Origin of the sequence: Psychrobacter piscatorii (genome assembly GCF_001444505.1) — a bacterium.
Classification (GTDB): domain Bacteria; phylum Pseudomonadota; class Gammaproteobacteria; order Pseudomonadales; family Moraxellaceae; genus Psychrobacter; species Psychrobacter piscatorii_B.
This window is the reverse complement of the sequence record NZ_LNDJ01000070.1, coordinates 1-16,130: the sequence shown is the minus strand read 5'-3', so window position 1 is coordinate 16,130 and position 16,130 is coordinate 1. Positions and strand designations below refer to the sequence as shown.

Genomic DNA, 16,130 nt, shown 5'->3' with positions numbered 1-16,130 from the left:
TACGACAATTGCCAAGTTTGTAGTGATTTAGTGATGCCAATTTTTAGACAGTCAGTAGATAAAAGGATGGGGCAGTCGTGACAAACAAGCTTCCGATAACAAATAATTTTCCAATGACCATGCTCGCGCAAATGGATGACGTGGCTGTTTTCCAAACGGCTGCTTTTGAGCCGAATAATATTGACGAACCTGTTACCGCAAGCCAGCAAAGAGGGCTTGACAGTCAAGCAAACCATCAAGCAAATTATGGCGCGCTAAATCTAGGCCTGCATGTCAACGATGACGCGGCAAAGGTATTAGATAATCGTATGAGTCTGTTGACTGCGATTAATACACAGATGGCAAGTGAGTCATCACAAACTGAGCAACATACGGCTATTCACAGCTTACATTGGGTCAGTCAGATTCATGGTAAACAGATCCATGATATTGATACGACGCCTTTGAGCATGGCACCAATGGCGGCTGACGCCATAATCAGCAAGCAAAGTGGTCGTGGACTGGCGATCATGACGGCAGATTGTGTGCCGATTGTCTTATACCAACCCGCTAGCGGTAAAATCGCCGCCATTCATGCAGGTTGGCAAGGATTGGCGTGCGGCGTGATTCGAGAGACTGCTCAGCGCTTTACCGATTCAGGGGCTATACAGGCTTGGATAGGGGTGTGTATCAGTCAGGCCAATTATGAAGTGGGTCATCAAGTCCGTGACCAATTACTGGCTGGTTGCTTAGATAATCAATTACTAACGGCGTCAGATAGTGATAATTTTGATGGTCTATATGTGATGCGCTCAGATAGTGGTCTTGAAAATCATAGCGATACTCAGCATTTACATAAGACAGTTGATAAACTATCGAATTGCGCTACAGTGCACACGCATAAAGTTAAGCTAAACTTACCAAAACTGGCCGCTGATCAATTAACAGCCGCTGGCGTGTCGATAGATAGTAAAGAACCTATCAGCTGTAGCTATGCAGATCGGCATTACTATTCTTATCGTCGTCAAACGCATATGCAGCAGCCTGCAACGGGAAGAATGGCGCTTGTGATTGTGCGCCGCGCCGCTACGTAGATGTCAGCTCACAACTAACAAACCTATTGAGTGCGCTGAGTCGTCTTGCACTCGTACACTATATTATTTTTATTTAACCATTATTGTCATTATTAGAGTCTGTATGAATACAACTAGCGAATCCTCAAAAATATCTCCTGATAGTACGCCTAACGTATCGATTGCTGTTATTTTTCATAGCAACTACGGTCATACTAAGCGTGTCGCTGAAGCGATTGTACAAGGGGCACATCAGCAACTACCAGAAGCGCAGGCAAAAGCGGTTGATATTCATGATATCGACTGGGATTATTTAGATCAGGCAGATTTATTGGTGTTTGGTAGTGCGGTGTATATGGGTAGCGTCACCGCTGAATTCAAAACCTTTATGGATGAAACCTCAAAGCGTTGGTATAACAGAAGCTGGGAAGGCAAATGGGCCGCAGCTTTTGCCAACTCAGGCGGTCTGAGCGGTGATAAACTTGCCGTGCTACAGCAAATTTCTCTATATGCCATGCAGCATGGTATGAATTGGATTGGTCTGCCGCTTATGCCGACGGGTCATGAGGCGCACGATCTCAACCGTCTATCTAGCTTCTTAGGTTTGATGACGCAATCTCTTGACGGACCACCTGAAGAAACGCCAGGGAAAGGAGATATTGATACCGCTATTTGGTTTGGTGATCATTTGGCTAAAACCATCATTAAACATCAGCCAGCGGATAGTAAGCGTTAGATAACACAGTAGGTGACAGGCTACTCCAGTAAAAAAGCAGACACTATTGATGTCTGCTTTTTTTATGTCAATGTTATGGAGTAACCATTTTATGGAGCAACCAGATTAGTCGGTACAGGTTTAACAGGAATAGGGCTATCAACAAATTGGAAATGTTGACAACCAGTCAGCATTAGCGTCGCTATCAGCAGACAAATAGAGGTAAGTGACTTCATAATAGTATCTCAGAGACGATATATTACCCAATAATATATCTTGTATGTCTATCTATCGTTAGAAGCGATGACAGTTAAAAGTAAGGTTTACTTTTAGGTATTATATATAAAAACAGGTCGGTTATATAACCTTAAAAAGGTACAAAGACTTGGCTTTGTTTTTAAAGAAATTATTTATTCAGTCATGACGTAACTTGTCTACTATGCGTTTGTATTAGCTATATCAATGACTAACATGACGAGTCTTATAAACTATCTCTGCTGTTAGGATTGATAGCGGTTATCAGATAGCGGTTTGAGGGTCAAATATTTGGCAGTATCGACAGATGTTTGAATGGGTTGTGTTATAAATAAGAATAGTGATAATATGTTGAAAGCTGACCAAATAGTCAGGTATATAGCAGTACTAATTCTTGGCAAAAGCTCCTGATAATTACTGCTATTTATGGTCGATTTATTTGCTATAAAAGAGTGTGCGATATCCTACTCATCGACATGCTACAAATGCGACATAGAGTCAAATAGTAAGTATATTAAAAACTAAAAACGTACTTGCCGATAAACTTACTTGAGCGGTTGCAGCAAAATATAGATTAAGCGTTTACCTTTCGTACTCAAACCACTAATGCTTCTCAGTCTTATACTCACTTTCATTATTTTAGCCGAGCCTTGCTATGATTAGTTTTTATCTCAATGGAAAATACCATGAGCTAACCCAGCTTAACCCCAATACGACAGTGCTTGAGTATCTACGATTGCATGAAGGCCAAACGGATACGAAGGAAGGCTGCGGCAGTGGTGACTGCGGTGCTTGTACGGTAATGGCTCAACGCCTGCCTAGTACCAGTCAGCAAACGCTTAATGATGAAAATAGCGACGAAAAAAATGCTACGCCTCCATTCTATACGATTAATTCCTGCATTACGCTAGTGTCGCTGATGGAGGGTCATCATCTTATGACGGCCTCTTATTTGGCGGAAAATCCTGAGCATCATCCAGAACGTGCTTTGCTGCATCCAGCACAGCAAGCACTGGTTGAATGTCACGGTTCACAGTGTGGTTTTTGTACCCCTGGGTTTGTCATGTCACTGGCTTGCGTTTACGAAAACAATCGTATGCAGACAAGTTCAGAAGCAGCAAGTCAGAGTGATGCTAAGCAGTTGAGCTATGATGAAGTGGTTGCGTCAATATCGGGCAATTTATGTCGCTGTACAGGCTATCGTCCGATTATCGAGGCAGGCCTACTGATGAGCGATATCGGTCAGAAAAGAGAGGCAGAGCATTCAGCGGTGAAAGACTTGACTATCAGTCTCGCAACAGACGCGATGGGTAGTACAAAGGAATCAGCAGTATCTGCAAATGCGCCAGCTGAAGCCGAGTCGGACAATGTAGAGTCAACAGCTATTGCCCCTGCACTCAATGATGCTGGGCGACGGTTATATATACCCAAGTCACTAGACGAGCTTAATCAAATATTAGCAGCTAATCCGCAGGCGACGATCTGGGCAGGCGGTACAGATTTAGGACTGAGTGTGACGCAGCATCTAATCGATCATGATGTCATTATTCAGCTCTCAGGTATTGAGGCGCTAAAGTCTTGGTCGCTATCAGATGCAACTAGTAACACATCGACTGACGAACAAACTCAAAGTCAGTCTCTAGTGCTAGGGGCTGGTATGAGTTACAAGCAAATGCTCCCTGTGCTTGAGCAGTATTTTCCACGCTTTGCGCAAGTGTTTGAGCGTATTGCTTCTCCGCAAATTCGTAATATGGGCACCATCGGCGGCAATATAGCCAACGCTTCTCCAATTGGCGATTTACCACCGATTCTCTTGGCACTAGATGCATCAATTCATCTGCGTCATTGCGCGCCTAATCGTGAAGAGTCAGGTAAAGATTTAGATAGTAGTGATTCGGTTTATACGGATGAGATCATACCGTTATCAGCATTTTTCTTGGATTATAAAAAGACCAAGTTGCAAGCAGGCAGTTATATTGTCGCCATTCATATTCCTCTGATGCATGACAATCAGCACTTATTTATTCATAAAATTAGCAAACGCTACGAAGATGATATCTCAGCGTGCTTGCTTGCGGCGCGGCTTGATGTGTCAGCAGATGGTGCAATTATCGACAATGCAAAGCTTGGGCTCGGTGGCATGGCAGCGATACCACTGCTTGCGGTGCACTGTCAGCAAGCGCTTATTGGTCAAGCTACTGATGTTGCAAGTTTTGAGCAAGCAGCACAGGTGTTATCTGCAGATGTCACACCAATGACGGATGTCAGAGCCAGCCGCGAATATCGTTCACATGTGGTGCAGCGTTTGCTGGTGAAGTGTGGTAAACAGTTGGTAGCAGAGATGCAGGCTGAGAGCGCTTGACTGTCAGCGTGATTGAGTATCAATACTGCTTCATGAGTATATTTGTCAGAAATAAAAAAGCGCATCAGTAAATGCGTACTAATAGAAGAGATTTGCTATGAGCCATCATTCGTCCTTATTTGACAGTTATAGTATCCGCCGCGTGCGTCCGCCAAAAAACAAGATTGGCACGTCAGCCAAACACGACAGTGCGATCACCCATGTCATGGGGACGGCGACCTATGTGGATGATATTACCAAACCACAAGGCACGCTACATCTGGCAGTGGGCAAAAGTAGTCACGCCCATGCACGGGTATTGAGTATGGATTTGAGTGCTGTCAGAGAGGCTGATGGGGTCGTTGATGTTTTAAGTTTTAAAGATTTACCGGCGCAGACGGATATCGGCGCGGTGTTTGATGGTGAGCCATTGATGGTGAACGACATCACAGAGTATGTCGGTCAGACGCTATTTGTGGTGGTGGCGACCAGCCATCGCGCTGCCAAAAAAGCCGCCACCAAGGCAGTAGTAGAATATGAGCCATTGCCAGCGGTACTTAGTATTGATAAAGCGCTAGAGCAAGAGTTATTTGTGCGTCCGAGTCATTTTATGAAGCGTGATGATGCGGCGACGGCACTTGAGAATGCACCGATTCGTATTGAAGGTCATATTCATATGCGCGGGCAAGAGCATTTTTATCTCGAAGGGCAAGTGTCTTATGTGGTGCCGTGTGACGATGGCGGACTAGAAGTGTATACGTCTTCACAGCATCCAAGTGAAGTGCAGCAGCTCGTCGCCGAAGTAACAGATTTGCCCTTCCATGCGGTCAATACCGTGGTGCGCCGTATGGGTGGTGGTTTTGGTGGTAAAGAGACACAAGCGGCTGCATGGGCGTGTCTGTGCGGTATCGTTGCCAAGCGCCATAACGTTCCTGTCAGTATGCGGTTAGATCGCCAAGATGATATGGTCGTGACCGGTAAGCGTCATGAGTTTGCCAATCGTTATGAGGTTGGTTTAGACGAGTCTGGGCGTATATTGGGCGTTGATATGCAACTGGCAGGTCTGTGCGGTTATGCGCCAGACCTGTCTGATGCTATCGTCGATAGAGCGATGTTCCACTGTGATAATGCCTATTATTATCCAGCGGCTCGTGTGGCGGGTCATCGCTGTAAGACGCATACCGTATCCAATACGGCCTATCGCGGATTTGGTGGTCCACAAGGGCTAATGACCGCTGAATATATGATGGACCATATTGCCTATACCTTAGGGCAGGATCCGCTGCAAGTGCGCCTAGCAAACTTATATCAAGATGGTCAAAGCACTCATTACGGTCAGACCATTGAGCATTTCGATTTAGCAAACATCATGACCAAACTGGCCGCTGATTGCGATTACGACAAGCGCCGTCAACAAATCCTAGCAGCCAATAAACAAGCCGCCGTTGAAGGCAGTGATAAACGCTTAGGGCTTGCATTGACGCCCGTGAAATTCGGTATCTCATTTACGGTACAGACGCTCAATCAGGCGGGTGCGCTGGTACATATTTATACCGATGGCAGCATCCACCTCAATCATGGTGGGACGGAGATGGGGCAAGGTCTGTATATCAAAATCGCCCAGATTGTCGCCAATGAGTTCGATGTGGATCTAGATACAGTAAAAGTGTCAGCGACTCGTACGGATAAAGTACCTAATACTTCACCAACTGCCGCGTCATCAGGTACCGATATCAACGGTAAGGCAGCGCAAAATGCCTGTCTAAGTATCAAAGCACGTATACTTGAATTTGCCGCTGAGCATTTTGAGGTGTCACAAGAAGACATACGCTTTGAAAAAAACCACGTCTATATCGGTGATAAAAAGACACTAACCTTTGCCGAAATGATTCAGCTGTCGTATCAAAACCGCATTAGCCTATCGTCTACTGGCTACTACAAAACACCAAAGATATTTTACGATCGCTCTAAAGCATGGGGTCGTCCGTTCTTCTACTTTGCGCTAGGTGCTGCTTGTGCTGAGGTTGAGATTGATACGCTGACAGGTGAGTACAAAGTGCTGCGCTGTGATGTGCTGCACGATGCAGGGCAATCGATCAACCCTGCCATTGATATTGGTCAGATTGAAGGGGGTTTTGTGCAAGGCATGGGCTGGCTCACAGCAGAAGAGCTGATCTGGAATGATAAAGGAAAGCTTGCATCCGACAGTCCTGCCAATTATAAAATTCCAACGGCGCATGACTTGCCTAAGCAGTGGAATGTGAAACTATACGATCGCAAAAACGAAGAACAAACGATTTATAACTCTAAAGCCGTTGGTGAGCCGCCGTTTATGCTGGCAGCTAGTGTCTGGTGCGCTCTCAATAACGCGGTGGCTAGCCTTGGTAATTATCAAAAAAATCCAGAATTGACCATGCCTGCGACCCCAGAAGCCGTATTAAAAGCAGTTATGCGTATGGAAGGTTCGTCTTGGGATTTAGAGACCAAAGCGGACAAGGATACGATGGATAGCCTTATTGAAGGTGTAGAAGAAAAGGGCGGTCTCTATAACGACAAAGTCATGCCGCAAGATGTACGCCATGCCAAAGATATCGATCCAAAAGAGGTAGCCGGCAAACAGACTGATGAGCAGCCAGAAGCGATAGAGCACCTAAATGTCGCAGGGGCAAGGGGTCCTGCGCACAGTGAGTGAGTCATTGGTTCCACCAGACATCTGGTATGAAGGTCTAGCGCGATATCAGCAGCGCGGCATGGCTCATGTGTTGGCAACGGTCGTGGCTGTGAATGGCTCAGCTCCGCGTGCGCTACAGGCAAAGATGATTATCACGCAGGATGGTATCGTAGATACGCTGGGCGGCGGCGGTCTAGAGCACGATGTGATTACTACTGCTCGTCAGCTATTAAGTGGCGAGATATCCGCCACGGTATCCAAACAAGTCAAACCAAAAGTTTCTGAAGCTAATGAGACAAGCGCGTCAGCTCCTTCTAAAGCGGTACGCCGTGACGCGGTTTATACCAAGCATTACCCACTGGGTGCGAAATTGGCCCAATGCTGCGGCGGTAGCGTCACTGTTATGTTCGAATGCTTTAATGTGACACCGCCAATGTCAGTACTGGTATTTGGAGCAGGTCATGTAGCCTCAGCACTTATGACTATCCTTGCTGAACTACCATGTCAGGTAGATTGGGTAGACAGTCGCCCAGAGATGTTTGAGCGTTACTTGATTGATAAACCTAGTGACAATGGACCGAGCGTCAGTAAGACGGGCCAAGCAGACAACAGTGCCTACCAAAACCCCACACCGAATCAATCACAACTCTATCAGCTACCAAGGCATATCCGTCCATATGTTGATGAGGAGCCTGTCGATTTTGTGCGTCCATTTATCGAGCAGGGTGGTCAGCGTTTTATTTTGGTTATGACACATGACCATAGTGTGGATTTTGAGCTGGTGCGCGCAGCATTAGATACTGTTTCTGATATCTGCTTAGCTGATGGTAAGCGCTCAGATATCTCATTACCTTATATTGGCTGTATTGCCTCATCCACCAAAGCCAAACGTTTTAGAGATCGTTTGATTCAGCGTGGCTATAGTGAGCAACTAGTCAATCAGTTGGTCATGCCAATCGGATTACCAATTGGTGGTAAAGAGCCGATGGCGGTGGCCGTGTCTATCGTAGCGCAGCTCTTACAGCAATATCATCAGGCTGAACGCTGAGTTTTTTTATACTCAATATAGCCCCGTTTTAGCATTGTTATTTTCCTTCGAATTATTAAACGCTCAGCACTATTTATCAAAATGTTCAGCATTATTTATTGAAATGCTTCGCATTATCAAGCCATGTGAGACTACCAAATGACCCTACATATTTATCAAGCTCGACTGCTACATTATCTGACTGAAAACGATCGTACTGAGCGTGCAACTTCTGATCTTTCACAAGCGTTAGATATTGATCAGAATGCAACGTTATTACCAGTGACTGCAGGCGGGCGCATTTATCCTGAATATATTGCTGACGGTGCATTAGTGGTTGACGATGTGACAAGATGCGTGGTCGAGTACGGTCATAGTGAGACCATACTGCCAAAGTACGCCAATGCAGAGGGCAAGCCAGCAATTAAAGTGCACGACTATCGCGACAAACTCATCATGCCGGGTTTTATAGATACCCATGTGCACTATCCGCAGATAGATATGATTGCCGCTTATGGTGAGCAACTGCTTGATTGGCTCAATAATTATACCTTTGTGACGGAAGCCAACTTTGATGATCCAAAAATAGCGCATGATACCGCGCAGTTTTTTTTGAACCAACTACTTGCCAATGGCACGACCAGTGCGATGGTTTTTGCGACCAGTCATCCATTATCTGCCGAGGCGTTTTTTGCTGAAAGCCATAGGCTCAATACGCGTATGATCACGGGTAATGTCTTGATGGACCAAAATGCGCCTGAGGCGCTATGTGTGCCTGCTGAGCAAAGTATCCGTGACACTCAAAATATCATTGATAATTGGCATGAGCGCGGGCGTCAGCATGTGGCCATTACCCCGCGCTTTGCGATTACGTCGAGCCCTACACAATTACGTCTGGCAGGTGAGTTGTATGCCAGCCATGACAGTGTGTATTTGCAAACGCATCTGGCAGAAAACCGTGATGAGGTGGCTTTTGTGCAGGAGCTGTATCCCAATCATAAAGGCTACCTCGACGTCTATGATGATATGGGATTACTGGGCCGCCGTACCACCTTGGCGCATGGTATCTATCTTGAGACACCAGAATACGAGCGTCTACGCGAGACTGGCACGCAGATATCACATTGTCCAACGTCCAATCTGTTTTTGGGTAGTGGACTGTTCAATTTACCAAAGACGTTAGGTTATACCGGTGTCAGTATCGCCACTGATGTTGGAGCAGGGACGAGCTTATCGATGCTCACGACGTTATCAGAGGCGTACAAAGTCCAGCAACTACAAAGTAATCAATTATCAGCACACCAAGGGTTGTATCAGATCACTTTGGGCAATGCGCAGTCGCTACTATTGGATGATAAGGTTGGTAACTTTATGCCCAGTAAAGAAGCGGACTTTGTCGTGATTGATATGAAGGCCACAGCACTGTTAGAGCGACGTATGGCGCAGACCAAAACCCTTGAGGAGCAATTGTTCGTACTCATGATGCTGGGTGATGATAGAGTGATTGAGCAGACGATAGTTGCCGGTCAGAGCCGCTATCGAAAATCTGCGGTCTGATAAACTGGCGAAAAACATGAGTCACAAAAAAGCCCCGTTTATATATCATAAACGGGGCTTTTATCGGTTTGATCTGTTTCTTTTGTTATGTGCTTATGAGATAGCTTGGCGGCTTTTTTTAACTGACATTTTCTAATTGACGTCTTCTAATTCAATAGACACACCCCAGTCCGTAATGTCTATCTCATGGCAGTTGTTGCCTTCGCCATTGATACGATCAATCACCAAAAAGTCACTATCGCGTCCAAGCGCCAATAAAGGATGATGCCAGACGTTGGCAGCATACTGTACGCCTTGATGCGACTTGGCATAAAACACGGCCAGATCATCAGGCGACTGCGGCGGCGTGCCTGCTTTGGCAACGACGATGACATAGTCCTGACCTTCCATCGACACAAATGCTTGTGTGCCAAACGGATGATACTCCATGACGGACAGCGCAATCGGGTTCTCACGTTTTTTGGCTCGAAAGATGCTCATACCGACAGTACCACCCTCAAGCTGACTCGCAGCAAGCGCATGATGGCGAACCGCATAGCCATTATTGATCTCGTAAGTGTTGTCAGCGGTTTGCTCCTCCTCACTATAGCGCTCGATAACCGAGCCGTAAGGGGCAAAGTCGGCTTTGGTCAGAGGCTGAGCGGTTAAGATAACACTCATTATTTGACCTCTGCATCAGCAGTAGTACCCGCCTGATCTGCTACTTTGCCAAACACGCGCACGCGGCTGATACCACCATCGGGGAAGATATTGACGCGAATGTGCGTGATAGGCTGGTCTATTAATAGCTTGTCGTGACCGAAGGTATGGACATCATCCGCATTGGTTTTTTGCGGCTCAAGCAACGTATCCCAAAACATACTTTGAGTGACCAAGGTTTGCTCTGGGGTGTCTGGCGAGTAGACGGCTTGAATGGATACTTTATCAGGGTAGTTGCCTTTAAAGTGGGCGGTATCGATTTCGATAGAATCCACGATACCTGCTTGACCTAAGGCAATAATGCACCAGTCATTGCCTGGCTCACGGCGGCGACGCGTCTCCCAGCCATCCCCCATATTGGGCGCTTTGGTCGGTAACAGTAGATTGCTGGCGGCACCAAAATGTGCGTCGTTACTGGCGATTGCACGACCGCCATTTAACGCGCCTGCCAAGTCGAGCATCTCACCTTGATCGTTTAGGCTGGCATCAAGTTGGATATCACCATAGACACGCAATCGAGCCACGCCGCCATCTGGGTAAATATTCAAACGGATATGTGTGACCGTTTGCTCATCATTAATCTCAACAAACTCATGGTGATTGCCCTGTAGTGGGGTCATGCCGACAAGGGGCTGCCAGTTTTTACTGTCCCAGTCTTTTTTACTGAGACTAGTAAGCTCAGTTTCATCTTGCTGTAGTAGCTCTGGCGCGTATAAGCTATCGACACTGGCAGAAGAGGGGAAGTTACCCGTAAAGTGACTGGTATCAATATCGAGACCCGCAATTTTGGTTGGACGCGCCAGCTGAATGACTAAATAATCATAGCCTAAATGACGCTTACGGCGCGTCTCCCATCCATCCATCCATTTACCGTTATCATCAAATTTGCCGACCACAAAAATAGGCGCATCAGGGTTTAGGATACGGCTTTTATCCGCAAAAAAATCATCGGTCGCAAACAACGCTTTGGCACCCAAGCGACTGTCAGCCACGTTAGATTTTTTAGTAAAGGCTGGCAGGCTCTCAGGCAGATTGTTTGCTGAGATAATTTGTCCGACTTCTGAAGTGTTTTGACTCATCATGATTCCTTTTATTTGATAGTAGAGTTGATTGATGGTGTGCCGCTTATTTTATTTATTCGACACACTGCGATGTATTCAATGAGCGAGGCAATGGCAAAAGCTACATCCAGTTGGCTGTATTGTCTGGTGTTGCAGGATGGTTCTCATACCAGTGTTTGGCAATCTCATCACGGCGGCATATCCACACGTCAGGCTTATTGGTGATGTATTGCAAAAATTGCTTTAATGCCTTGATACGTCCTGCCCGTCCGATAATACGGCAATGCAAACCGATGGTCAGCATTTTGGGGGTTTCTGCGCCTTCTTCATAAAGGGTGTCAAAGCTGTCTTTGAGGTATTGATAAAATGGCTCGGCGTGAGTAAACCCCGGGCTAGAAGAAAAGCGCATGTCATTGGTCTCTAAGCTATAAGGGATGACCAAATGCGGCTTGCGTGTGATTGTATTGCCATCTTGGGCTTTGACATTGAGCCAGTAGGGCAGCTCATCGCCATAGGAGTCAGAGTCATAGTGATAGCCACCTTGTTCGACGACCAGCTCGCGCGTGTTTGGGCTATCGCGTCCCGTGTACCAGCCGAGCGGCTGTTTGCCGAGCATGCGCTCAAATATGTTGGTTGCACGGCGAATGTGCTCACGTTCCGTCTCGCGGTAAATATATTGATAAGTGATCCAGCGCAGGCCGTGACTGGCAATCTCATGACCGTCTTCTAATACGCGCTCGATAATATGCGGGGTTTTTTCGGCAGCGGCAGCACAAGTAAAAGTGGTGATAGGAGCGCCATACTCTTTAAACACATCCAACACCCGCCACACACCAACACGGCTGCCGTATTCAAATGCTGACTCGATAGACTGGTGACGGTTGTTAAATTCGGGCGTACCCAAGATATCCGACAAAAAGCGCTCTGATTGTCCATCGCCATGAATGACGCTATTTTCTGCCCCTTCTTCGATATTCAATACAAACTGTACGGCGATTTTCGCGCCGCCCGGCCAATTGGCTTTTGGTGGCTTGCCACCGTAGCCTTTTAGGTCGCGTGGGTATGTATTTTGATCAAAATCACTGATGATTTTTTTGCTCATTGTTTATGTTCCTATATCTCGTAGAGCCTTAAATATTTAATTGAATATTGCTCGCCAAGGAAAGTTTTCTATTGATAACAAACTACAAGGATGATGCGTACGCTACAAGCTGCTGACGTTCTGTATCTGTTAACTGAGTGATATTACCAAGTGGCATATAGCCAGTTTGTACCGCAGTAACGATTTTTGCTTTGTGTGTTTTTAGGTCTTCTGGTGTTTGCAAAATGATACCGGCTGGAGGTGCGGCGAAACCTTGCTGTGTGGGCTGCACCGCATGACAAGTGCTACAGCGCGTATGTACAACATCCATCATAGCGTCATCTGCTGATGCGCTCACTGGTACGGCTTCAGCAGCAGTGGCGGCATTATTGCTAACACTGCTATTATTAACGTTATCAGTATTAGTATTAGTAGTCGCGCTTGTAGCTGTTGGGGTGCTATTAGTTGTCGTAGGTGTTACTGCGGCAGTAGCGGGCATTGCAGGCGCTGGATCAATTGGTTCAGGTCGCATCCAAATAATCAACAATACCGTCAGTATGGCTGGGATAACCAAGTAGCGTGGTTTTTTATGCCCTAAATGTTTTTGGTTAAAATAATGACGTGCCGTTGCAGTGATCACGCCAACAAACACCAAGACCAACCAACCTTTTTCATGAGCATACATCATCGGATAGTGGTTGCTAATCATGGTAAAGATGAGTGGCAGGGTAAAGTAGTTATTCATCAGTGAGCGGTTTTTGGCTTGCAGTGCCAATTCAGCGACTTCTTTGCCCGGTTTTTCGCCGCGCCGCACACAGTCAACGAGTGCGCGCTGCGCTGGCATAATACCGAAGAATACGTTACCGACCATCACCGTGCCCAAAATCGCCCCGATATGGATGAACGAGGCGCGATCACTAAACAGCTGATAAGAACCCCAACTCGCGATAACCAACAAGATAAAAATCAGGGTACTAAAGATAAAGGCGTTTTTGCCCAAATGACTGCGCACAATGACTTCGTAAATAAAGTAACTACCAAATAAAAACAGCAAGCTTGTCGCAATGGCACCGATACTGGTAAAAGGCACTTTGCTTGGATCGATCAGATAGGCAGTTGCATTGGCATAATAGACGATCGACATCATCGCCGCACCCGTCAGCCACGTGGTATACGCTTCCCACTTAAACCAATGTAGCGTCTTTGGCATCTCCTCGGGTTCGAGCTTGTATTTGGCAATCTCATAAAACCCGCCGCCATGCACAGCCCAAAGATCACCTGAGATTCCTTTGTCTGCTTTCCACTGTGGCGGCTTGCGTAGGCTCAGATCCAGCCACACAAAATAAAACGATGCACCAATCCATGCCACCCCTGCGATAACATGAAACCAGCGAAAAAATAAACTCAACCATTCGAGAAGATAGGCGCCCATGCGGTAAATGTCCTTTAATATGACAGTGTCTTGATAAAATATTTGTGAGCGGATAACGATTTTCGCTCACAGTTTTTTGATAATAAGGGTCGGTTATGATCCGCGGTAGGTACTATAACCATGCGCACTCAGAAGTAATGGCACGTGATAGTGGCTTGCGTCTTTTATCACAAAGTCGATGACCACCTGCGGATAGAATGCGGTCAACTGCTGGGTGTCAAAATATGCCTGAGTATCAAATGTCACGGTATAGCGCCCCGTATCTAGCTGACGCTCAGTGCTATCAATGCTTGACTCAAACTGCCAAGCATCTGGTGTCACGCGGCCATCGTGATTGGTCGTCCCATGCGCAAGCAGTATCGTGTCACCGCTGTCTGTTACGCGGTGTAGGCGGACGGCGATATCAGCTGCAGGCGTGCCCAAATGAGTGTCTAAGATATGTGATGATAAGGTGGCAGACATAAGGCTTCCTTTGTATTTAGTAAAGACGTAAATAGAGTAATGATGCTAGCGTATTTGATAAGTAGAACGTCGGACAAACATTGATAGTAATAATGTGGTTTGATAGCTGTTGATCATCTAAGCATTACCTAATAGTTTGCTTAGACGTAAACGTGTGATTTTATTTTGTTCTGCGGCGGCATTGGCCAGCTCTGTTGCGCGATCATTTGGCAGGCGCGCCAAGAGCAAATCGAGCATTTGCGCCGCGCTTTTGCCGGTTGCAAAGACAATAAAAATAAAACCAAATTTATCAAGATAATCTTGATTGCCTTTAGCGAGCGCTTCGAGTACATCGTCTGCTGCATCGTTAGCGCCAGACTGCTCATGTGCGGCGCTATCTTGTGTATTGCGATATTTCTCTTTTAAAGAAGCCACATTACCGATTTGTGGATGTCCATCGAACGCTTCTAGCAAGTTGGCCTCATTGGTTTGCACGTCATGCCAGATAGCATCGCTATTCGCTAAGAGCGCATCAACGTCTGCAAAAGGGCGAGCGTAGGCAAGCTTGTTGGCCCAGGCGCTACTGGTGCAACAGATCAAAAGCTGCGAGACTGCGACCTCTTGAGACAAATCATTAAATTGCGCTAAGGCTAAGCTCATGGAGATATCCTTTTTGTTGATATGACAGCCCATTATGTGGACTGGATAACTATTGTTTAATAAAGGTTTATACATGGTGGTTTTTTGCTTAGACTTAGCGATAGCAATCGATGTTTTTATGGTTCATTTTTTAGTTTTTCGACGTTTGCATTTTTATTTAAGCAAACCCACAGTGCGTATTTAAGTTGCTAGCTTTCTAATCATGATAAATTGACGATACAGAACGTATTTTTTGAGGAAATACTAATAGTTGAGCCGCAAAATGACATGGCAGTATAGTTTTGGTCGTAATACGTGTGATTTATAATCACCATTCTGCTAAAACCTGACTAATTGGTCAACTGTTTTATGAGAATTTTTTTATTTGGTGGTTCTTACTGCGAAAATCTGTGCATTGATATATAAAAACATTCAAAAATATAGCGACTATTTTGTCGAACCAGCCACTTGGAGTGAGATACCATTGTTATGACTCAAGATAATCAGCAAGAAGAAACCCTGACTACTGATGCGCCTTCGCATCGTAGTCAACAAGTTACGCGCGCGCACAATCAAGCGTTGATACTGGCAGCCGCTGAAGAGGAGTTCGTGCTCCAAAGCTATCGCGGTGCTACGATGCAAGGCATCGCTGATCGAGCAGGACTGCCTAAAGCCAACGTTCACTATTATTTTAAAAACAAAAAAAACCTATATATGGCTGTGCTACGCTCGATTATTGAAGAATGGAATGACGGCTTGGTGACCATGACAGTGGACAGCGATCCAAAAACCGTCATTGAAAAGTTTGTCCGTACCAAGCTGCATCAAGCTTTTGTCAATCCGAGTCGTCATAAGTTGTTTGCCATTGAGGTCATCGGCGGTGCGCCTCACTTGCACGAATTTATGTCAACAACGATGAAAGATTGGGTAAATGATAAAGCGCAAGTCATGAAAGAGTGGCATAAGCAAGGCAAGATTGCGATTACAGATCCCTTGCAACTACTAATTTTGATATGGGCGACGACCCAGCGTTACGCTGAATTTGAGATTGAAATTGTCGGCCTGATGGACAAAACAGCTTATGACGCAGAAGATGAAGCACGCGCAGCAGACTTTCTAGTGCCTTTTATTTTACGAGGCTGTGGACTTGAATGACTAC

At 46.0% G+C, this 16,130-nt stretch carries 13 protein-coding genes; 7 read left to right on the top strand and 6 right to left on the bottom strand.

Translation table 11 applies throughout. The annotated features are described in order from the left end of the window. Positions 1-77 precede the first annotated feature (77 nt). The 6 genes from AS194_RS07315 to guaD all read left to right on the top strand — a co-directional run bounded on the left by AS194_RS07315 (position 78) and on the right by guaD (position 9,618). A complete protein-coding gene (locus tag AS194_RS07315; RefSeq protein ID WP_227511601.1) occupies positions 78-1,073 on the top strand; it encodes a polyphenol oxidase family protein in 996 nt (331 codons plus the stop codon). Positions 1,074-1,176: 103 nt separating this feature from the next. Next, the gene (locus AS194_RS07310) at positions 1,177-1,788 is read left to right on the top strand and encodes a flavodoxin family protein (protein ID WP_058024857.1); all 612 of its coding nucleotides are present in this window, start codon (positions 1,177-1,179) and stop codon (positions 1,786-1,788) included. Positions 1,789-2,677: 889 nt separating this feature from the next. Beyond that, entirely contained in the window at positions 2,678-4,384 is a 1,707-nt protein-coding gene (locus AS194_RS07305) for a xanthine dehydrogenase small subunit (RefSeq protein ID WP_058024856.1), read from the top strand. 97 nt (positions 4,385-4,481) lie between these two features. Continuing rightward, positions 4,482-7,055, top strand: coding sequence for a xanthine dehydrogenase molybdopterin binding subunit (gene xdhB, locus AS194_RS07300; protein ID WP_058024855.1), 2,574 nt, complete (start codon positions 4,482-4,484; stop codon positions 7,053-7,055). Next, positions 7,018-8,082, top strand: coding sequence for an XdhC family protein (locus tag AS194_RS07295; protein WP_083499630.1), 1,065 nt, complete (start codon positions 7,018-7,020; stop codon positions 8,080-8,082). The genes xdhB and AS194_RS07295 overlap by 38 nt, the downstream gene beginning before the upstream one ends. Before the next feature lie 138 nt (positions 8,083-8,220). Then, positions 8,221-9,618, top strand: coding sequence for a guanine deaminase (gene guaD, locus AS194_RS07290; RefSeq protein WP_058024853.1), 1,398 nt, complete (start codon positions 8,221-8,223; stop codon positions 9,616-9,618). A 132-nt stretch (positions 9,619-9,750) separates the two neighbouring features. Here guaD and AS194_RS07285 read toward each other — a convergent pair whose 3' ends face one another. The 6 genes from AS194_RS07285 to uraD form a co-directional block, all read right to left on the bottom strand. Continuing rightward, the gene (locus AS194_RS07285) at positions 9,751-10,278 is read right to left on the bottom strand and encodes an ureidoglycolate lyase (protein WP_058024852.1); all 528 of its coding nucleotides are present in this window, start codon (positions 10,276-10,278) and stop codon (positions 9,751-9,753) included. Further along, on the bottom strand, positions 10,278-11,396 hold the full coding sequence (gene alc, locus AS194_RS07280; RefSeq protein WP_058024851.1) for an allantoicase: 1,119 nt from the start codon (positions 11,394-11,396) through the stop codon (positions 10,278-10,280). Before alc ends, AS194_RS07285 begins: the two co-directional genes overlap by 1 nt. A 103-nt stretch (positions 11,397-11,499) precedes the next feature. Then, complete coding sequence (puuE, locus tag AS194_RS07275; RefSeq protein WP_058024850.1) at positions 11,500-12,480, bottom strand: allantoinase PuuE; 981 nt, start codon at positions 12,478-12,480, stop codon at positions 11,500-11,502. A gap of 82 nt (positions 12,481-12,562) precedes the next feature. After that, positions 12,563-13,891 carry a urate hydroxylase PuuD gene (locus tag AS194_RS07270; protein ID WP_058024849.1) on the bottom strand — a complete coding sequence of 443 codons (1,329 nt, stop codon included), beginning with the start codon at positions 13,889-13,891 and terminating at the stop codon, positions 12,563-12,565. A 93-nt stretch (positions 13,892-13,984) separates the two neighbouring features. Then, positions 13,985-14,353: a hydroxyisourate hydrolase gene (gene uraH, locus AS194_RS07265; protein WP_058024848.1), complete on the bottom strand. Its 369-nt coding sequence runs from the start codon at positions 14,351-14,353 to the stop codon at positions 13,985-13,987. A 117-nt stretch (positions 14,354-14,470) separates the two neighbouring features. After that, positions 14,471-14,992: a 2-oxo-4-hydroxy-4-carboxy-5-ureidoimidazoline decarboxylase gene (gene uraD, locus AS194_RS07260; RefSeq protein WP_058024847.1), complete on the bottom strand. Its 522-nt coding sequence runs from the start codon at positions 14,990-14,992 to the stop codon at positions 14,471-14,473. A gap of 468 nt (positions 14,993-15,460) precedes the next feature. On the opposite strand from uraD, the gene AS194_RS07255 reads away from it, so the two are divergent. Further along, positions 15,461-16,126, top strand: coding sequence for a TetR/AcrR family transcriptional regulator (locus tag AS194_RS07255; protein ID WP_058024846.1), 666 nt, complete (start codon positions 15,461-15,463; stop codon positions 16,124-16,126). Positions 16,127-16,130: the final 4 nt, after the last annotated feature.

Excerpts from the sequence above, each read along its gene's own strand:
- AS194_RS07295 (WP_083499630.1), top strand. The coding sequence starts at position 7,018 with ATGTCGCAGGGGCAAGGGGTCCTGCGCACAGTGAGTGAGTCATTGGTT.
- AS194_RS07310 (WP_058024857.1), top strand. The coding sequence starts at position 1,177 with ATGAATACAACTAGCGAATCCTCAAAAATATCTCCTGATAGTACGCCT.
- AS194_RS07270 (WP_058024849.1), bottom strand. The coding sequence starts at position 13,891 with ATGGGCGCCTATCTTCTCGAATGGTTGAGTTTATTTTTTCGCTGGTTT.
- uraD (WP_058024847.1), bottom strand. The coding sequence starts at position 14,992 with ATGAGCTTAGCCTTAGCGCAATTTAATGATTTGTCTCAAGAGGTCGCA.
- AS194_RS07255 (WP_058024846.1), top strand. The coding sequence starts at position 15,461 with ATGACTCAAGATAATCAGCAAGAAGAAACCCTGACTACTGATGCGCCT.
- AS194_RS07305 (WP_058024856.1), top strand. The coding sequence starts at position 2,678 with ATGATTAGTTTTTATCTCAATGGAAAATACCATGAGCTAACCCAGCTT.
- xdhB (WP_058024855.1), top strand. The coding sequence starts at position 4,482 with ATGAGCCATCATTCGTCCTTATTTGACAGTTATAGTATCCGCCGCGTG.
- puuE (WP_058024850.1), bottom strand. The coding sequence starts at position 12,480 with ATGAGCAAAAAAATCATCAGTGATTTTGATCAAAATACATACCCACGC.
- alc (WP_058024851.1), bottom strand. The coding sequence starts at position 11,396 with ATGAGTCAAAACACTTCAGAAGTCGGACAAATTATCTCAGCAAACAAT.
- AS194_RS07285 (WP_058024852.1), bottom strand. The coding sequence starts at position 10,278 with ATGAGTGTTATCTTAACCGCTCAGCCTCTGACCAAAGCCGACTTTGCC.
- guaD (WP_058024853.1), top strand. The coding sequence starts at position 8,221 with ATGACCCTACATATTTATCAAGCTCGACTGCTACATTATCTGACTGAA.
- uraH (WP_058024848.1), bottom strand. The coding sequence starts at position 14,353 with ATGTCTGCCACCTTATCATCACATATCTTAGACACTCATTTGGGCACG.